Annotated in this window: 13 protein-coding genes; 11 read left to right on the forward strand and 2 right to left on the reverse strand. The window is 61.9% G+C overall.

Translation table 11 applies throughout. From position 1 onward, the window contains the following. Positions 1–26: 26 nt before the first annotated feature. Both PSH76_RS14950 and PSH76_RS14955 read left to right on the forward strand, forming a co-directional pair. Positions 27–728 (forward strand): FadR/GntR family transcriptional regulator, encoded by a 702-nt coding sequence (locus PSH76_RS14950; RefSeq protein WP_014718317.1) that lies wholly within the window; start codon positions 27–29, stop codon positions 726–728. 16 nt (positions 729–744) lie between these two features. After that, the gene (locus PSH76_RS14955; RefSeq protein WP_032892131.1) at positions 745–1,431 is read left to right on the forward strand and encodes a GntR family transcriptional regulator; all 687 of its coding nucleotides are present in this window, start codon (positions 745–747) and stop codon (positions 1,429–1,431) included. Between the two features lie 223 nt (positions 1,432–1,654). Here the strand turns inward: PSH76_RS14955 and PSH76_RS14960 are convergent, their stop codons facing one another. Continuing rightward, positions 1,655–6,523, reverse strand: a complete 4,869-nt coding sequence (locus PSH76_RS14960) for an NAD-glutamate dehydrogenase (RefSeq protein ID WP_032892132.1) — start codon at positions 6,521–6,523, stop codon at positions 1,655–1,657. A 482-nt stretch (positions 6,524–7,005) separates the two neighbouring features. Here PSH76_RS14960 and PSH76_RS14965 point away from each other — a divergent pair, with 482 nt between their 5' ends. The 7 genes from PSH76_RS14965 (at position 7,006) to PSH76_RS14995 (ending at position 14,944) form a co-directional block, all read left to right on the forward strand. After that, a complete protein-coding gene (locus PSH76_RS14965; protein WP_032892133.1) occupies positions 7,006–7,359 on the forward strand; it encodes a hypothetical protein in 354 nt (117 codons plus the stop codon). Positions 7,360–8,101: 742 nt separating this feature from the next. Further along, positions 8,102–9,061, forward strand: coding sequence for a MoxR family ATPase (locus PSH76_RS14970; protein WP_032892134.1), 960 nt, complete (start codon positions 8,102–8,104; stop codon positions 9,059–9,061). 5 nt (positions 9,062–9,066) lie between these two features. Beyond that, positions 9,067–9,999 carry a DUF58 domain-containing protein gene (locus PSH76_RS14975; protein WP_044273431.1) on the forward strand — a complete coding sequence of 311 codons (933 nt, stop codon included), beginning with the start codon at positions 9,067–9,069 and terminating at the stop codon, positions 9,997–9,999. After that, a complete protein-coding gene (locus PSH76_RS14980; RefSeq protein ID WP_003190798.1) occupies positions 9,996–10,490 on the forward strand; it encodes a DUF4381 domain-containing protein in 495 nt (164 codons plus the stop codon). Before PSH76_RS14975 ends, PSH76_RS14980 begins: the two co-directional genes overlap by 4 nt. Next, positions 10,483–11,571, forward strand: a complete 1,089-nt coding sequence (locus tag PSH76_RS14985; protein ID WP_138762569.1) for a VWA domain-containing protein — start codon at positions 10,483–10,485, stop codon at positions 11,569–11,571. Before PSH76_RS14980 ends, PSH76_RS14985 begins: the two co-directional genes overlap by 8 nt. Further along, complete coding sequence (locus tag PSH76_RS14990) at positions 11,568–13,307, forward strand: tetratricopeptide repeat protein (protein WP_305494413.1); 1,740 nt, start codon at positions 11,568–11,570, stop codon at positions 13,305–13,307. Before PSH76_RS14985 ends, PSH76_RS14990 begins: the two co-directional genes overlap by 4 nt. Then, complete coding sequence (locus tag PSH76_RS14995) at positions 13,304–14,944, forward strand: BatD family protein (protein WP_138762567.1); 1,641 nt, start codon at positions 13,304–13,306, stop codon at positions 14,942–14,944. The genes PSH76_RS14990 and PSH76_RS14995 overlap by 4 nt, the downstream gene beginning before the upstream one ends. A gap of 660 nt (positions 14,945–15,604) precedes the next feature. Here PSH76_RS14995 and PSH76_RS15000 read toward each other — a convergent pair. Then, on the reverse strand, positions 15,605–15,922 hold the full coding sequence (locus PSH76_RS15000; RefSeq protein ID WP_228391225.1) for a hypothetical protein: 318 nt from the start codon (positions 15,920–15,922) through the stop codon (positions 15,605–15,607). Positions 15,923–16,479: 557 nt separating this feature from the next. Here PSH76_RS15000 and PSH76_RS15005 point away from each other — a divergent pair. After that, entirely contained in the window at positions 16,480–16,719 is a 240-nt protein-coding gene (locus PSH76_RS15005; protein WP_032892142.1) for a hypothetical protein, read from the forward strand. Positions 16,720–16,879: 160 nt separating this feature from the next. Next, positions 16,880–18,853 carry a zinc-dependent metalloprotease family protein gene (locus PSH76_RS15010; RefSeq protein WP_305494414.1) on the forward strand — a complete coding sequence of 658 codons (1,974 nt, stop codon included), beginning with the start codon at positions 16,880–16,882 and terminating at the stop codon, positions 18,851–18,853. The last annotated feature ends 28 nt before the right edge of the window (positions 18,854–18,881 follow it).

Genomic DNA, 18,881 nt, shown 5'->3' on the forward strand with positions numbered 1-18,881 from the left:
ATGAGCAACATCAAGGAGCCTTCGACGTGATCAGCACCTCAACCGTCGTCAATTCAGTGGTAGAAAAACTGCGCGCCGCCTTGGCGCGAGGCCAGTGGCGCCGCGGTGAAATGCTGCCTGGCCAGCGTGAACTGGCCGAACAGCTGGGCATCAGCCGCCCGAGCCTGCGCGAAGCGGTGATCGTGCTGGAGACCCTTGGCCTGGTGCGCTCCATGCCCGGCAAAGGCGTGGTCGTGCTGGAAACCAGCGTCAGCGAGCCGCAATCGAGCGACGCCGTGGCCGATGCCAGCCTCGAGGACATCCTGCAACTGCGCTACACCCTCGAACCTTTCATCGTCGGCCTGGTGGCCCAGTCCATCAGCAGCAAGGAAATCGGCCAACTGCGCCTGACCCTGATGGACATGCGCGAGGCTCTCGATGCGGGCGATGCCGAAGCCGGCATGAACGCCTATATCGACTTCCATGAAGAACTGTTCGCCCTGACTTCCAACCCGATCTTTCAGAACGTGGTGCAGCAAACCAGCACCGCGCTCAAACAAAGCGCCCAGGTATTGCGCAACTCGCCAGAACACCTGGCCGAACGCCTGCAAGAAAACGAAGCCGTGGTACGCGCCATCCGCAACAAGAACAGCGCGCTGGCCAGTGCCGAAATGCGCCGGCACATCCTGCAGGAAGGCCTGCGCATGGGCATTCGCTTGAATATCCCGGACGACCATCTGGGCAGTTGATTTTCGGAGACCGGCCATGAACGCTCACGCCTTGCAACGCAATTGCACCCTCACGTCCTTACGCTGGACGCCCGAAAAAAAGCCCTCGGTGGACGACATCTACCCACGCTTGTTCGACGCCATCCTTGAGCAACGCATTGCGCCCGCCAGCCGCTTCACCGAAGAAGGCCTGGGCGAGCTCTTTGGCGTGAGCCGCAGCGTGATTCGCCGGGTGCTGGCCAAGCTGTCCCATCAGCAAGTGGTCATCCTGCGCCCCAACCAGCGCGCCCAGGTCGCCGCGCCGGATGCCCAGCACACACGGCAGATTCTGGAAGCACGGCGCCTCACCGAAATCACAGTGGTGCAACTGGCCTGCGCCCAGGCCACCGCGATGCAGATTCGCCAACTGCGCGAGCTGATTGCCCAGGAGCGCGACGCCATTGAGCGTGACCAACGGGGGCCGGCGATTCGGTTTTCCGGAGAGTTTCATCTGCAACTGGCGCACATGGCCGGCAATGCGCCGCTGGCCCAGTTTCTCAACAGCCTGGTGCCGTTGACGTCGTTGATCATTGCGCAATTTGAAGCCAAGGCCTGCACGTATTGCGCGTGGCAGGAGCATGTGGCGATTGTGGATGCCGTGGAACAGCGCGACGCCCACATGGCCGTCGCCTTGATGACCCAGCACCTGGATCACCTGGAAACCCGACTACTCAAACACCACTGATCCCCAGTGAATGAAGATCAACCTGTGGGAGCTGGCTTGCCTTAATGCGATTGTAGGAGCGAGCTTGCTCGCGAAAAACGCACAGGCGCCGCATTCATTCAGCAAGCACGCGTTATCGTTGACGTTTTTCGCGAGCAAGCTCGCTCCTACATTGATCGCATTCCAGATCAAATAAAAAAGCCCCCGCATCTCACGATGCGGGGGCTTTTGGTTTAGCGAGGCATCAAGCCGGTTGCAACACCGACTGACCACTCAACGCCAGGTCCAGCAACTCACGGTTGGCCACCGCGTACATGGCGTAGTCCGTGCCCACTGCGGCACGAATTTCCACCATCATGGCGCGCCAGCGATCGGCCATGTCCTGGTGCTGCTCAAGCCACAGGGCCACGCGGGCTTCCATGTCTTGTGGCGCATCGGCCATTTGCAGGACCGAGATGGTGATCGCCCGTTGCTGCCAGTCCACGTCATCGCGGAAGGCTTCGCGGGCCTGGGCCTGCCAGTTGTTGGCAACCGGCAGATCGCTGATCTGCTGCAAGTACCAAGGCAGGTCCAGGGCGCTGCCGACGGCGAAGTAGGCCTTGGCCACTTCGGCGGCGTCATGCCCGGTCACGTCGGCGGCTTCGATGATCGGCAGCAAGGTGTACAGGTGGGTAGTGCCTGCAACCATGCGCGCCAACAGCTCCGGTACGCCGGCCTGGGTGTAGGCCTGGTAGCGGTTCTGCCAGCCTTCGCGGGTCGGGCCTTCCAGCAGTTCGTCGAGCTTGAGGCCCAGCGCGGCCAGGTGCGGACCGAAGTGCGCGGTGTCACGCCCGGCGTCTTGCTCGTTGCGACGGCTGCGCAGGAACCAGCGCGTAGCGCGACGGCCCAGGCGCATCAGTTCATCCATCAGCTCCAGTTGCACGTCAGCGGAAACCTGGTGGTCCAGGGCTTCAATCTGACGGAACCAGTGCGGGAGATGGAAGATGTCCCGCACGATCACATACGCGCCCGCCACGTTCGCCGGGCTCATGCCGGTCGACTCTTTGAGTCGTTGAACGAAGGTGATGCCCATGTGGTTGACCAGGTCGTTGGCGATCTGGGTGCTGACGATCTCGCGCTTCAGACGGTGGCGACGCATGGCTTCGCCGAACTTGGCCACCAGGCTCGGTGGGAACGCGGTCTCCATGTCGCGGGTCAGGTACTCGTCATCCGGTACCAGCGACTTGAGCAGCGCTTCCTTGAGGTCGATCTTGCTGTAGGAGATCAGCACCGACAGCTCCGGACGGGTCAGGCCCTTGCCGCTGGAGGCGCGCTCGGTCAGCTGCTCTTCGGTCGGCAGGTACTCGATGGCACGGTCCAGCTTGCCACGGCCTTCCAGGTCGCTCATCAGGCGCTTGTACTCGGCAGCACGCTCGTAAGCCTTGCGCGCGGCCAGGGACAGGGCCTGGGTCTGCTTGTAGTTGTTGCCCAACACCAGGTTGCCGACTTCGTCGGTCATGCTCGCCAGCAGCTGGTTGCGCTGCTTGTCGGTCATGTCACCGGCCTGCACCACTTCGTTGAGCAGGATCTTGATGTTCACTTCGTGGTCAGAGCAGTCCACGCCACCGGCGTTGTCGATGAAGTCGGTGTTGGAACCGCCGCCATTGAGGCCGAATTCCACACGGCCCAACTGGGTCATGCCGAGGTTACCGCCCTCGCCCACTACCTTGCAGCGCAGCTCGTTGCCATTGACGCGCAGTGCGTCGTTGGCCTTGTCGCCCACATCGGCATGGCTCTCGGTGCTGGCCTTGACGTAGGTACCGATACCGCCGTTCCACAACAGGTCCACCGGCGCCTTGAGCAAGGCGTTGAGCAGTTCGGTCGGGGTCAGCTTGTCGGCCTGGATGTCGAAGCGTTCTTTCATCTGTGGCGAGATGGCAATGCTTTTCGCGCTGCGCGAGAAGATACCGCCACCTTCGGACATGATGCTGGTGTCGTAGTCGGTCCAGGCCGAACGCGGCAGTTCGAACAAACGCTTGCGCTCGACGAAGCTGGTGGCCGGGTTAGGGTTCGGGTCGATGAAGATATGCAGGTGGTTGAAGGCTGCGACCAGTTGCAGTTTGTCCGACATCAACAAACCGTTACCGAACACGTCACCGGCCATATCGCCGACGCCCACCACGGTGATGCTGTCTTCCTGCACGTTGATGCCGCGCTCACGGAAGTGACGCTGCACACCCACCCACGCGCCTTTGGCGGTGATGCCCATTTTCTTGTGGTCGTAACCGGCCGAACCACCGGAAGCGAACGCATCGCCCAGCCAGAAGCCGTAGTCGATGGCAATGCCGTTGGCGATGTCGGAGAAGGTCGCAGTGCCTTTGTCCGCCGCCACTACCAAGTACGGGTCATCGTCGTCATGACGCACGACGTTGGCCGGCGGTACCAGGGCGCCGTCTTTCAGGTTGTCGGTGATGTCCAGCAGGCCGGAGATGAAGATGCGGTAGCAGGCGATGCCTTCGGCTGCAATCTCGTCCCGGCTGCCGCCCAATGGCAGGCGACGCGGCAGGAAGCCGCCCTTGGCGCCCACCGGCACGATCACCGAGTTCTTCACTTGCTGGGCTTTTACCAGGCCGAGCACTTCGGTACGGAAGTCTTCTTCACGGTCGGACCAGCGCAGGCCGCCACGGGCCACGTTGCCAAAGCGCAGGTGCACGCCTTCGACCCGTGGCGAGTACACGAAGATTTCAAACTTCGGCACGGGCTTGGGCAGCTCTGGGATAGCACGCGGGTCGAACTTGAAGCTGAAGTACGACTTGTTCTGGCCGTTGGCGTCGGTCTGGTAGAAGTTGGTACGCAGGGTGGCCTTGATCAGGTCCAGGTAGCGACGCAGGATGCGGTCTTCGTTGAGCACCTGGACGTCGTCCAGGGCGCTGAGGATCGCTTGCTCCAGGCGTTGCTGCTTGTCTTCTAGGTCGTCAGCAGTGAGCTTGCGCGCCAAGTAGAAGCGGGTCTTGAACAACCGGGTCAATTCGCGGGCGATGTCGGTGTGGTTGTTCAGGGTGCTGGCGATGTAACCCAGGTCGAAGCCCAGGCGAATCTGCTTCAGGTAACGGGCATAGGCACGCAGCAGTGCCACGTCGCGCCATGGCAGGCCGGCGGTGAGGACCAGGCGGTTGAACGCATCGTTCTCGGCATCGCCATGCACGATGTGCACGAATGCATCCTGCAGGGTGTCGTTGAGCTGCTGGATATCCAGGTTCACGCCTTCGGCGGCGATGAACGCAAAGTCATGGATCCAGAACTCGCGGCCATTGGCATGACGCAGGCGATACGGGAACTCGCCCAGCACACGCAGGCCGAGGTTTTCCAGGATCGGCAGCACGTCGGACAGCGCCAGCGGCGTATCGGCGTGGTAGAGCTTGCAATGCAGCTCACGCTGGCCGGAGACCTGGCCCAGCGGCTGATAGAAACTCATCACCAGCGGGTTGGCTTCGGTCAGGCTGTTGAGGTGCTGCATGTCCACCACAGCCGAATGCGCGGCGAAACGCTCGCGGTAGCCGGCCGGGAAGCCTTTGGGGAAATCCGCCAGCACGTTGGTGCCCTGGGCTTCGCCGAAGCTTTCCACTACCAGGCTGGCGTAGTCGTCCTGCCAGCTGCGGCAGGCCTGCACCACTTCTTTTTCCAGCTGCAGCGGGTCGATGTCCAGGCGGTTCTTGGGGTCAACCCGCAGAATCAGTTGCACACGGGCCAGCACGGACTCGGAGAAGAAGGTCCAGAACTCGCAGTCCGAAGCCTTCAGACGGTCCATCAGCACTTGCTGGATCTTCTGGCGCACTTCGGTGGAATAGATATCGCGTGGCACGTAGGCCAGGCAGTAGCAGAAACGACCGTACGGGTCTTTGCGCAGGAACACGCGGATCTTGTTGCGCTCCTGGATCTGCACGATCGACATCACGGTGCTGAACAGCTCGTCGACCGGGGTCTGGAACAGATCGTCACGGGGCAGTACTTCAACCACTTGGGCAAGTTCTTTACCCAGGTGCGCCTTGGCCTGGAAGCCCGAGCGACGTTCGATTTCCGCAACCTTGCGACGGATATAAGGGATCACCCGCACGCTTTCGCCGTACACCGAAGAGGTATACAGGCCCATGAAACGGTGTTCCTTGATGACCTTGCCGTCGGCGCTGATCTCACGGATAGACACGTAGTCCGGGTAAGCCGGGCGGTGCACGCGGCTTGGGTGGGCGGCCTTGGCGAACGACAGTACGGTCGGCTCGCGCAGGTAGGCCACGGCGTAGTCTTCGATGCGCAGGTCTTCGGCGGTGAGGCCGGCGCGCAGCAGCTTGGTCAGACCGAGGAAGGAGCTGGCGTCATATTCGATATGACCGCCGTCTGCCTCGTCACGTACCACGAACTCTTCGTAGCCCAGGAAGGTGAAGTGGTTGCCCACCAGCCATTCGAGGAAGTTCTTGATCTCGGCTTTTTCTTCGCCGTCGATGGCGAACGCACTGGCGTCGATACCGGCCAGCAGGTCCTGGACCTTGGCTTTCATCGGTTCGAAATCGGCCACGGCCACGCGCACTTCGCCCAGCACCTGCTCAAGCTCTTTGCTCAGCACGTTCAGCTCGGCGGCATTGGCGCAGCGGTCGATCTCCAGGTACATCAGCGATTCTTGCAGGATGCCTTCGCCCTGGGTGCCCTTGGGCAGGATTTCCAGCAGCTCGCCCTTGCTGCCACGACGCACGCTGAGCACGGTGGTTTGCAGGGTATGGATGCTGTAGCCACGGCGGTTCAGCTCAGTGCGTACCGAATCGACCAGAAAGGGCAGGTCATGGTGCAGCACTTCGACCGCGGTGTGGGTCGATTGCCAGCCATGACGTTCGTAATCGGGGTTGTAGACCCGCACTTGCGGTTGGGTGTGATCAAAGCGCTCAAGCAGGCGCCAGGCAGACAGGGTGCAACCGGCCAGGTCGGAAAGGCGACGCTGGGTCAGTTCGTCCAGGGAAATGATGCCGAAAAATTGTTCAGCGAACAGCGCCACTTGTGGCAGTGCCTGTTCACTGAGGTGCTGCGCCAGTGCCGCTTGCAGTTGATGCTGGAAGTCGGCCTTGCTGGCTGCGGTGAAGAACGCCATCTGTGGTACTCCGCTTGGGCTTGTTATTGATGAAAGCGTCGCGTGTTGTCCCCTTGCGGGGAGACCGTCAGCTCTGTTCGCTGGTGTGCTGACAAGCACCATAAACGAATCAGGGTGACAGGTGGGTGAAGCTGGACAAGACAGTCAGGTCACATACAACTTCCATACGGCATGCCCTTGGCCAGATGACGATACGACGGGCAGGTCAGGCGCCTGGCACAGGGCACATCCGTTGCGCAGCTTAACGAGTGTAGGAAGAACGCTGCTTGCGACGCTGCGACATATTCGGTCATCGGTAAGCAGGGTCTCGGTTGCAACTTGGGCAACCTCGGTTTTTCGGTGGAAAATCTTGCTACTTTGAACACCATCAGTACCAGAAATGACCGATCCGGTCCGTCAGGTCATGCTCAAGTTCCGACACAGGATGAAGCACAAAATTCGCCGCGGTGGCACAATTGCCCTCCCCTACACAGGATTGCCCCATGCTGCAGCTGAAAACCGACGCCCTGATGGTCACCCCGTGCGACGACGAAGAAGACAACATGGCCATGCTGTGCTGTCACGGCAAGAACGGCGAAATGTTCATGCTCACCCGTTACCCGGATGAAGATGAAGTGGAGCTGACCTGGGACTACGAACCTTCGACCCTCGATGGGCTGAAAGTGACGCTGGGCGACACCACCTTATTGATCGAACTGGCGGCCGGCGATGCCGATGCCCTGGGCGGTAAGGACCAGTTGGAGATCACCCACAGCACCGCCGCGTCAGACATGGCCGAAGTGCAGGAAACCCTGCAGAACATCCTCACAGGCACCGGCACTTTCATTCGGATCTGAATGCACCGAAGACCCCCTGTGGGAGCTGGCTTGCCTGCGAAGACGGCCTCCCAGCCGACACCTATCTATCTGACACCCCGCGATCCTACTGTGGGAGCGGGCTTGCTCGCGAAGGCGGCCTGGCAGTCAACACAGTTGGACCGGGCACATATCCGTTATTTAGGTAACGGCCACTTAGGGTTCCGCCCTGACGGCGGCTCACTTTTGAAAAGCGCAAAAGTAAGCAAAACGCTCTTGCCCCACCACTCGGCACCTCGCCTAGGCTCGGTGTGCCCGTAATCCGCCAGTGATTTGGGGGGCCGCCGCCACGCGCCATCCATGGCGCGGGGCGGCTAAACCGGCATCCCTGCCGGTTTACCCCCCAAATCCCTGTCGAATTCCGGCCAGCGTGGTTTGACGGGGCGCCGGAGATCAAGATCAAAAGCAGATCAAGAGCGGCTCGCTTCGCATCGTGGAGTGTGTGGCCGGGCGCGGTCGACTGTGGGAGCTGGCTTGCCTGCGAAGGTATCGACTCGGTGTGCCTGAATCATCGAGTTGACTGGATCGCAGGCAAGCCAGCTCCCACAGTGACCGTGCTCTACCTACCCAGCCGTTATGCCTTGCGCACCGCAATCCTGTAAGTTTCGCCAAAAATACCCATCAAGCCGTTAGTCGCCGCACCCCGCGATGCATTAAAGTAAACGCCCCAGGCCCGGTGTTCTGTCACAACACCCAGGCTCATCTTTTCCAGGAACCGTCATCGATGGAACATCGTGAAGCGCTGCTTGCGCTGCGAACCTTTCTTTCTACGCAGATTCTCGGCCAGGAAAAACTCATTGATCGCCTGCTGATCGCCCTGCTCGCTGACGGCCATATGCTGGTCGAAGGCGCACCGGGGCTGGCCAAGACCAAGGCGATCAAGGAGTTGGCCGAAGGGATCGAAGCGCAGTTCCATCGTATCCAGTTCACCCCCGACCTGTTGCCCGCCGATATCACCGGCACCGAGATCTATCGCCCGGAAACCGGCAGCTTTGTGTTCCAGCAAGGGCCGATCTTCCATAACCTGGTGCTCGCGGACGAAATCAACCGTGCCCCGGCCAAGGTGCAGTCGGCCTTGCTCGAGGCCATGGCCGAGCGCCAGGTCAGCGTGGGCCGCAGCACTTACGAGCTGTCGCCGCTGTTTTTGGTGATGGCCACGCAAAATCCCATCGAGCAGGAAGGCACCTACCCGCTGCCCGAAGCCCAGCTCGACCGGTTCCTGATGCACGTCAAGATCGGCTTCCCGGACGCCGCCGTCGAGCGCCGTATCCTGCAGCAAGCCCGTGGCGAAGCGCTCAATGGCGAAACCAAGCCCGAGCGTCGGGTGAGCCAGCAGGCCATCTTTGCCGCACGCAAGGAAATCCTCGGCCTGTACATGGCCGATGCCGTGGAGGAATACCTGGTGCAACTGGTGATGGCCACGCGCACCCCGTCCAAGTTCGACCCGGAAATGGCCGAGTGGATCGCCTACGGCGCCAGCCCCCGAGGCTCCATCGCCCTGGACCGTTGCGCCCGCGCCCATGCCTGGCTGGCCGGTCGCGATTTCGTCAGCCCCGAAGATATCCAGGCGGTGCTGTTCGACGTGCTGCGCCACCGCATCATCCTGTCGTTCGAGGCCGAAGCCGCCGGGGTCGACCAGGACCGCGTGGTGCAGCGCATTCTCGACGTCGTTGCCGTCGCTTGAAGTCGATGAACGCAAGCGATGGCATCCGCGTAACCCTCAGTGAATTGATTGAGATGCGCCACCGCGTGCGTGAAGTGCAGTTGTTCTCCACGCCTGGCCAACGTAGCCCGCTGGTGGGCCTGCATCACTCCAAGCTGCGCGGGCGTGGCGTCGATTTTGACCAGGTGCGCGTGTACCAGGCCGGCGACGACGTGCGCACCATCGACTGGCGCGTGACGGCGCGTACCCAGGAGCCGCACACCAAGCTGTTCCACGAAGAGCGCGAACGGCCGATTTTCATCATGGTGGAGCAAAGTTGCCGGCTGTTTTTCGGCTCGGGGCAAATGTTCAAGTCGGTGCTCGCCGCCCAGGCTGCCAGCCTGATCGGGTGGGCCGCCCTGGGCCATAACGACCGAGTGGGCGGGCTGGTGTTCGGCGACAGCGAGCACTACGAGATCAAGCCACGGCGCAGCAAGCAGAGCCTGTTGCAACTGCTTAACCGGCTGGTGCGGGTCAACCAGAGCCTGAACACTGAGCGTCAGCCGGAAGCGGATGCCCTGGGCATGGCTTTGCGCCGTGGCCGCGAGGTGCTGCGCCCGGGCAGCCTGGTGGTGGTGATCTGTGATGAGCGCGCCCTCACCGAAGGCGCCGAGCAACAGCTGAGCCTGCTGGCGCGCCATTGCGACCTGCTGTTATTACCGATCTCCGACCCGCTGGACCACGCCCTGCCCGCCGCCGGGCTGCTGCGTTTCGCGCAACGAGGCGCGCAACTGGAACTGGACACCCTGAATATCGACCTGCGCCAGGCCTACAAGGCCCAGGCCGAAGCCCGTATCGCCCGTTGGGAACTGCTCGCGCAGAAACTGCGGCTGTTGTTGATGCCGTTGAGTACCCAGAGTGAAATGGTCGAGCAACTGCGCGAATACCTCAACCCGCAACGCCCGGTTAAAAAACCATGAGCAGCCTGGACCAACTGCAACCACTGATCGCCCCGCCCGCCATTGGCTTCTGGCCGCCTGCGCCGGGCTGGTGGCTGTTGCTGCTGGTGATCCCCCTGCTCGGTTGGGGCCTGTGGTGGCTGCGCCGTTTCCTGCCGGCTCGCCGCCCCGTGGCGCGTGCCGAACAACCGCTGGACCCGTTGCGTATCGCCGCCCTGGCCGAGCTGGCTTTGATGCCCAAGCCCTACGACGGCGCGCCGGCTGGCGCCTGGCTGCAGCAACTCAACGGCCTGCTCAAGCGCCTGTGCCGTAACGACTACCCTTACAGCCAGAGCCACACCCTCAACGGGCGCAAATGGCTGGCCTTTCTGGACAACCGCTGCCCCGCCGCCGGCCTGACGCGCTGGATGGTGTTGGTGGAAGGCGCCTACAAGCCCGAATGCAAGCTCGACGACAAAGCCATCGCCGGTCTCACGCAAGCCGTCGACACCTGGATTCGCAAACATGTTTGAGTTCGCCTGGCCGTGGATCTTCGCCCTGTTGCCACTGCCGTGGATCATGCGCCTGGTGCTGCCTGTGGCCGACAGCGGCGAACCGGCGCTGAAAGTCAGCTACCTCAGCGACCTCGAAGGCTTGGCCCGCCGCCGTGCCCGCGTCAACCTGCCCGGCTGGCGTCAGCAAGCGCCGTTCGTGGTGCTGTGGTTGCTGCTGTTGACCGCCGCCGCCCGCCCGCAATGGCTGGGCGAACCCCTGCCGATTGCTGCCAGCGGCCGGGATCTGCTGGTGGCGGTGGACGTCTCCGGCTCCATGGACTTTCCCGACATGCATTGGCAGGACGAGGACGTCAGCCGCCTGGCCCTGGTCAAGCACCTGCTGGGGGACTTTCTGGAGGAGCGTGAAGGTGACCGCGTGGGCCTGATCCTGTTTGGCAGCCAAGCCTACCTGCAAGCGCCCTTGACCTTTGACCGCCGCACCGTGCGCACCTGGCTGGATGAAGCGCGCATCGGCATTGCCGGCAAGAACACCGCCATCGGCGACGCCATCGGCCTGGCCCTCAAGCGCCTGCGCCAACGCCCGGCGCAAAGCCGCGTGCTGATCCTGGTCACTGACGGCGCCAACAACGCCGGGCAGATCGACCCGTTGACCGCTGCGCGCCTGGCGGCCGAGGAAGGCGTGAAAATCTACCCGATCGGCATCGGTGCCGACCCCGAGCAAACCGGCTCCCTGGGCATCCTTGGCGTCAACCCGAGCCTGGACCTCGACGAACCGGCGCTCAAGGCACTGGCCGAGGCCACCGGCGGCCAGTATTTCCGCGCCCGTGATGGTGAGGAGTTGCTGAAGATCAAGGACACCCTCGACACCCTTGAGCCGGTGGAGCAACAACCCACCCAGGCCCGCCCGGCCCAGGCGCTGTACAGCGGCCCATTGGCCTTGGCGTTGGTGTTGAGCCTGTTGCTGGTAATCCAGGAACGCTGGCCGAACAACGCCTTGCAGCGCGGCTTCAATCGACTATCGAGCAGGGGCATCTTTTTGCAGCAACACCCTGAATGGCGCCAGCGTCTGCAGCGCCTGCGCTTGCGGAGGCGTAGATGATCGCGCTGTGGCCGCACTGGTTGCGCCCCTGGTGGCTATTGCTGTTGCCCCTGCTTGGCTGGTTGCTGTGGCAGTTGTGGCACCGGCAAAAGCGCGCCGGGCGTTGGCAGATGATCCTGCCGCCGGCGTTCCATGCCGAGTTGCTCAGTGGTGGCAATGGCCGCGAGAGTAAATCGCCGTGGGTGGTGCTCGGCATCGCCTGGCTGTTGGCCGTGCTGGCGTTGCTGGGCCCCAGTTGGCAACGGGTTGAACAAGCCAGCCAGAAACCTTCCGACCCCTTGGTGGTGCTGCTGGAACTGACCCCGGAAATGCTCGCCACCGACAGCCCGCCCAACCGCCTGGAGCAGGCGCGGCGCAAGCTGTATGACTTGCTGCAAGCGCGCACCGATGCGCAAACAGCCATCATCGTGTATGCCGGCAGCGCCCATACCTTGGTGCCGCTGTCCGATGACCTGGCCACCAGCCGCAACCTGTTGGAAGCCCTGCGCCCATCGATCATGCCCGAGCCCGGCCATCGTGCCGATCTGGCCGTGGAAAAAGCCCTGGGCCTGCTCAAGCAAGGCGGTCTCGGCCAGGGGCGCCTGCTGCTGATCGGTTCCTCACTGTCCAAACAAGAGCGCCAAGGCATCCGCCTGCAACTGCAAAGTGCCCAGGCTCCAACGTTGTCGATCCTCGGCATCGGCAGTCGCGAAGGCACGCCGGTGACTCAGGAAAGTGGCGAGTTCCTCAAGGACGACCAGGGCGCGATCCTGGTGCCGCGTCTCGACAGCCCGACCCTCAAGGCGTTCGCCAGCGAAATGGGTGGCCGCTACCGTGCGGCGCGCCTGGATGACAAGGACCTGCGCCAACTCGGCATGCTCGACAGCGCCCAAGCCCTGCGCGACGACGGCCAACGGCTGCGCCTGGACAGCTGGGCCGACCAGGGTTACTGGCTGCTCTTGCCGCTGTTGCTGCTGGCCGCGTGCGCCGGGCGTCGCGGCTGGCTGTTCTGCCTGCCCTTGCTGCTGATGGGTGCGCCGCAACCCAGCTACGCCTTTGGGCTGCAGGACCTGTGGCTGCGCCCCGACCAACAAGGCCAGTACCTGCTCAAGCACAAACGCCCGGCCGAAGCCGCCGAACACTTCCAGGACCCGCAATGGCAAGGCGTGGCGCTGTATGAAGCCGGCAATTACGCCGAGGCCATCAAGCGGTTTGCCCAAGGCAGCGATGCCTATTCCCACTACAACCGTGGCAATGCCCTGGCCAAGGCCGGCGAGCTTGAAGCGGCCATTGATGCGTATGAACAAGCCCTGGAAGCCCAGCCCGATTTGCAACCGGCACTGAAAAACAAAGCCCTGGTTGAAACCCTGATGCAGGAGCAAGCGCAGCCCGAGGCAGAGCCGCCAGCAAAAAACGAAGATGACGAAACCGCCCAACCCGGCCAAACTGCGCAACCGGGTGCCAGCGCACAAACGGCACAGGGTGGCGAGCAGTCGTCCCACGGCCAGGGCGAAGCGGGCACCGCTGAGACTCAGACAGCCGCCACGCCACTGCCTGGCGGTAATGAAGTGCCAGGCAGCGAACTGGGCGACGAGCAAACCACCACGCCCCCACTGCGCCCCGCCGACACACGCCTGGAAGGCGAGCGCCGCCAGGCCTTGGAGCAATGGTTGCAGGAGATCCCGGACAACCCCGGCGAACTGTTGCGACGCAAATTCTGGTACGAACAGCAACAACATCAGGACACCACTCGATGAGCCGCCGCACCACCCTTTTGCTCCTGCTCGCGCTGTCGGCAGGCCACGCCCAGGCGGCGGACCTGGTCGCCAGCGTAGACCGCAGCCGCCTCAACTCCGGGGAAACGGTGGAACTGACGGTGCAATCGAGTGATGTGACCCAGTTCGGCAAACCGGACCTGTCGCCCCTGGACGCACAGTTCGAAGTCAGCGGCACCCGCCAGATCAACCAACTTACAACACTGGACGGCGACAACCACGCCACCACCCGCTGGATCATTACCCTGCTGCCCAAGGTGAACGGCAACGTGGTCATCCCGCCGCTGCAAGTGGGCGCGCTCAAGACCCAGCCGATCACCCTGCAAGTGGTGGAAAGCGCCAGCCAGAACACCAGCGCCGAACTGGCCCCGGTGTTCATCGAAGCCAACCTCGACCAGACCAGCGTGTACGTGCAGGCCCAGGCCCTGTTGACCGTTCGCGTGTACCACTCGGTGTCGCTGTATGACGACAGCAGCCTCACGCCTTTGCAGATACCGGATGCACGTGTCGAACAACTGGGCGAATCACGCACCTATGAGAAGGTCATCAACAGCATCCGCCATGGCGTGATCGAAACCCGCTACGCCCTCTACCCGCAACACAGTGGCGCCGTGGTGATTCCGGCACAGACCTTCAGCGCCACCCTGGTGGAATCGCGCCCGCCCCAGGAAAACACCTTGCAGGGCACCAAGCCGGGCAAGATGATTCACGTCAGCTCCGCGCCCCTGCCCTTGACGGTCAAACCCAAACCGGACGCCTACCCCGCCGACGCCCCCTGGCTGCCCGCACGCAGCCTGAGCTTGAGCGAAGGCTGGAATCCCACGCCGGACCACGTGCAAGTCGGCGACTCACTGACCCGCAGCCTCACCGTGGAGGCCGAAGGCCTGTCCAGCGCACAATTGCCGGCGCTGCCCGGCACCGAGGTCAACGGCCTGCGCCGCTACCCCGACCAACCGGTGATGGCTAACCGCACCAGCGACCGCGGCCTGACCGGCAGCCGTGAAGACCGCGAAGCTTTGGTGCCGACCCGCGCCGGCGAGCTGGAACTGCCCGCCGTGGAAGTGGTGTGGTGGAACACCCACGAAGACCATCTGGAACGCACCAGCCTGCCGGCGCGTACCGTGCACGTGGCGGTGAACCCCAGCCTGGTGGTCGACACCCCGGCGACACCGACCATCATCACCGCACCCGACGATGACCGCCTGTGGCTCTGGCAACTGAGCACACTGATACTGGCCTGCACCACCCTGCTGGGCTTTGGCCTGTGGTGGCGCGCACGCCGGCAACCGGCGGTACAACGCGCCGCCCAAACCGGCCCCAGCCCACGCACGCTGCTCGACGACCTCAAGCGCGCCACCCAGGCCAACGACCCCCACGCCACCCGCCAGGCCCTCGACGCCTGGGCAAGGCAACAACCCGAAACCCTGGCCGACATGGCCGCACGGTTTGTGCCGTTGTCAGATGCCCTGGACGGGTTGAATGGTGCGCTGTACAGCGAAAGCGGCCAATACTGGTTGGGCGATGACCTATGGCGCGCGATCAAGGCGATCCCCGTGGCCGAACGCGAGCAAGACCCGGCCACCGACACCACCAGCTTGCCGCCGCTCTACCCCAAATAACCCAGCCTCAACCAACACCACAAAACCCTGTGGGAGCGGGCTTGCCCGCGATGGCCATAGGTATCTACACAACTTTGTAGCCTGTAGCAGCAGCCGGTAACCACGATGCGAAGCGAGCCGCTCTTGATCTGGCTCTTGATCTGCTCTTGATCTTGATCTTAGGCGCCCCGTCAAACCACGCTGGCCGGAATTCGACAGGGATTTGGGGGGGTAAACCGGCAGGGATGCCGGTTTAGCCGCCCCGCGCCATGGATGGCGCGTGGCGGCGGCCCCCCAAATCAATGTCGGATTACGGGCACACCGAGCCTAGGCGAGGTGCCGAGTGGTGGGGCAAGAGCGTTTTGCTTACTTTTGCGCTTTTCAAAAGTGAGCCGCCGTCAGGGCGGAACCCTAAGCGGCCGTTACCGCAGCAATGGATATGTACACAATCCAACTGTGTTGACTGCCAGGCCGCCTTCGCGAGCAAGCCCGCTCCCACAGTTTGATCGTGGGGCATCGGGTAGATAGGCGTCGGCTGGGAGGCCGCCATCGCAGGCAAGCCAGCTCCCACATTTGGACTGCGGCGCGTCAGCTAGATCAGCGTCGGCTGTCAGGCCGCCATCGCAGGCAAGCCAGCTCCCACAATTGATCTGCAGTGCCTGCTCGAACGCCTGCCTGCACTTAATGATTACGACGCGGCACCTTCCATTCACGATGGGGGAATTTGTACAGATAGTTCAGGTTATCCATATCGAATCGGCCATCCTCCTTACCGGGGCCACCGAAGAAGCTGATGCCGATATCCAGCTTGCGCAGCAGCTTGGGACGTGAAAGTAACTCCTTGGCCGCGTGGTGTGCCTCTGGTGAAAATGTCCTGTCGGTGGCAACCAGGCCGGCGGCTTCTTTCAACTCATTGAAGTTCACATAGCTGTCTGTCGCCCCTGCGGCGAATTCGCGGAAGTGGTCGCGGATCAGCCCTATTAGTTGTCGGTCAGTCACACTAGCGTACGGGCGCGTGTCGGGGACGATGGCCTGGGTTTCAGCGCTTCGTGCCTGTCGATGGCTAGCTTGGCGTGAGCGACTGTCAGCATCCGGTTGCTCGGGTAGAGCGGTGAAAGCGCTAGTGGAAGATGGCTTTATTGAAAATGTCATGCTGGGCCTCTGATTCATTCAGGGATTGATTGAAAAATCCACCTTGTGGGTGGTCGTCACTCAACCTGCCGTTCCATTTATCACCGCCCGCTCGACATGCATTGTTAAAGGCCAGCAATCCATATCCCTTTAATTTGCAGGACGTTTCCTAGACAATCCTTTGGCCTTGCGCCCGCTCATTTCGCTGGCTAGCCTTCGCTTCGTCGCTGCATATCAGCGATCGGGTGTGAGATCCCGTTATTAGCAGGCGCAATGCGCTACAACCGTCTATGGCGGCTGTGTGCGGGCAGACTTCGGTCTGGCCGGGTCCTGTTTTCCGGTATCTCACCCCGCACATAGCTGCCACCTTTTGACGTGTGAGATCGGCAAAAGAATGGCTCCCAATCCAAGCAGGAGCTTTATCCATGAACAAACTCATCCCCGACCCACCCTTCCCGATTTTCGTCGCCCACGAAGACCTGAGTTTCGAAGACGCCATCGCCAGCATCTCCTCGCTACTGCGCTGCGCCGCCACCACCGCCACCGAAACCGCCGAGGGCCTCAAAGGCACCCAGCGAGACATGGCCTGCTCCACCGCTCACCTGATCGACATGGCCCGCACCCTCGCCGACCGTGCGCTGGATTGCCTGCAACCCAAGGTATGACGTAACCCCAGCCTGGGTGTGTGCAGGCACCCAGGCACTTAGGCGCTTCCCCTCCTGACCACTGATCGGAACTGGTATTTACGACAGTATCCGCCCGCGCGATTCCCGATTTAGCTGTACGGAACGTCCCAAGCGGGAAGCATCCAGGAGAGCGCAAACAATGAACAGACTCGTACTTTATGCCCTTGCCACCTGCTGGCTGCTAATGTCTTCACGGCTGTTCGCCGCCGAGGCATTATTTCTGCTGGGCCCACAGGTATCAGCCCAGTCCACGGCAGGCCATCCGGCGAACAGCGCCTTGAAAGCCATCCTCGACGATCAGACCACAGTACAAGTCAACCAATTGACCCTGGATGCTGGGTTGCTGACAACCGATATGCAGGAATTGGCGTTTCCCCTGGAGGAAGGCCTGGTTGTCGTGGCGAGTAAGTTTCAAGCCGAATTCGCCAGCACTCGCCTGTTCACCTGGCATGGACGCCTTCCCGATCAGCGCATGATCAACGCCGGGGTGCAAACCGGCAAAGAAGTGCCGGTGGACGAGCTCAATAGCGCGATACTGGTGCGTAATGGCGATCAAGTCTCCGGTTCTATTCATTATCTCGGCCAGCTGTATCAAATCGTTCCGGTGGGCGTGGGAGAACACGTCATCGTTAAAGTAGACACCTCCAAATACCCTGAAGACCTCGTCCTACCGGTTGATCCCCCCCTGGAACACTCCCCGGCAGCACCGACTAGCACTGCGCTAAGCGCCATTCGTGTACTGCTGATCTACACCAACCAGGCCAAGGCGGCGTGGCCCGATATGGAAGGCCATGCCGCACTGATGTTCGCTGAAGCCAATCAAGGCATGGCCCATAGCGACGTACCGATCTATTTTGAGAGCGCAGGGGTCTATCACCTCGACTATTCCGATAAGCAGGGAACGGACGGTTACAGCCAAATGCTCGTGGACCTCAGGACACCCACCCATGCGGCCCTGGGCGGGCCGGTAAGTTTATTGCGCGAACAACAACGGGCCGATCTGGTTGTCATGGTCAGCAAGGCCAGTATCTATTGCGGGCTGGCCTACGTGAATGCGCCCAAGGGTTACGCCTTCAGCATCGTCAGTTGCCCAACCGGCAACTACACTTTCGCCCATGAGATGGGGCATAACTTTGGTTTGAACCATTATTCGGATGTGCCGGCAGGCCAATACGGCGATGGCTTCGGCTATCAACAAAAAGGGCATAGTCCTTTCTGGCGTACGACCATGGCCTACGACTGCATACCGGCGTGTCCAAGGGGCAATTATTGGTCCAGCCCCAACCGTACATATAACGGCTTGCCCATGGGCATCGCCGGTATTCACAACAGCGTGCGTGTCCTCAATCTACGGCGCGAAGTGCTCGCCAACTTTTACCCACCACTCGAGGCCCAACTGCCTGTCGGCCAATTGGAGATTCCCCTGGATGTCGAGGCCAACCAGACGTTCGTCGCCCGCGCTATAGCGACCGACCCCGGTGGCAGCACATTGGACTATGCCTGGTCCGCGCCTGGCTTCACACCCGAGGTCGGTAGCGCCGATTCGCTGAGCTTGAAAGCCCCGAATGTTGCGCAACCCCTGCGAAAACCCATTTCGGTGAAATTGACCAACGCCTATGGCACCACCCTACTGAACAAGACCCTCACGATCAGGCCCGCTATTGCACCGATTACCGCCACCATGGATATCCCGCCGACCGTTATCGCTGGTGGTCAATTGCCCGTCAAGGTCGACGCCTACAGTTCAACCGACAAGCCACTGACCTACGCCTGGTCCAGGACGGCGGGCATGTACACCGGCACCACGGGGGGGCGGCCCAGCGGCATCTATACTGCGGCAGACGTCGATAAAGACACTAACACCACTATTTATGTGACGGTCAGCGACGGCACAAACGAGGTTAAACGCAGTTCGAGCGTCGTCATTCTTACAGCGCTGGCCCTATGCGCTGCGCCCTGGGAGGAAGAAAAAATCTACGCAACCGTTAACGAGAAAGCATCCTACGCCGGCTACAACTATGAGGTTGCGCACTGGACACAACGTCAGCGTCCCGACCTGAACGCTGGGCCAGAGGGCAAACCGTGGCGGAAGTTGAGTAGCTGTTCCCATTGATTGCAGCAATTGAAGAATGGGACAGCGG

This window comes from Pseudomonas sp. FP215, assembly GCF_030687795.1.
Taxonomy (GTDB): domain Bacteria; phylum Pseudomonadota; class Gammaproteobacteria; order Pseudomonadales; family Pseudomonadaceae; genus Aquipseudomonas; species Aquipseudomonas salmasensis.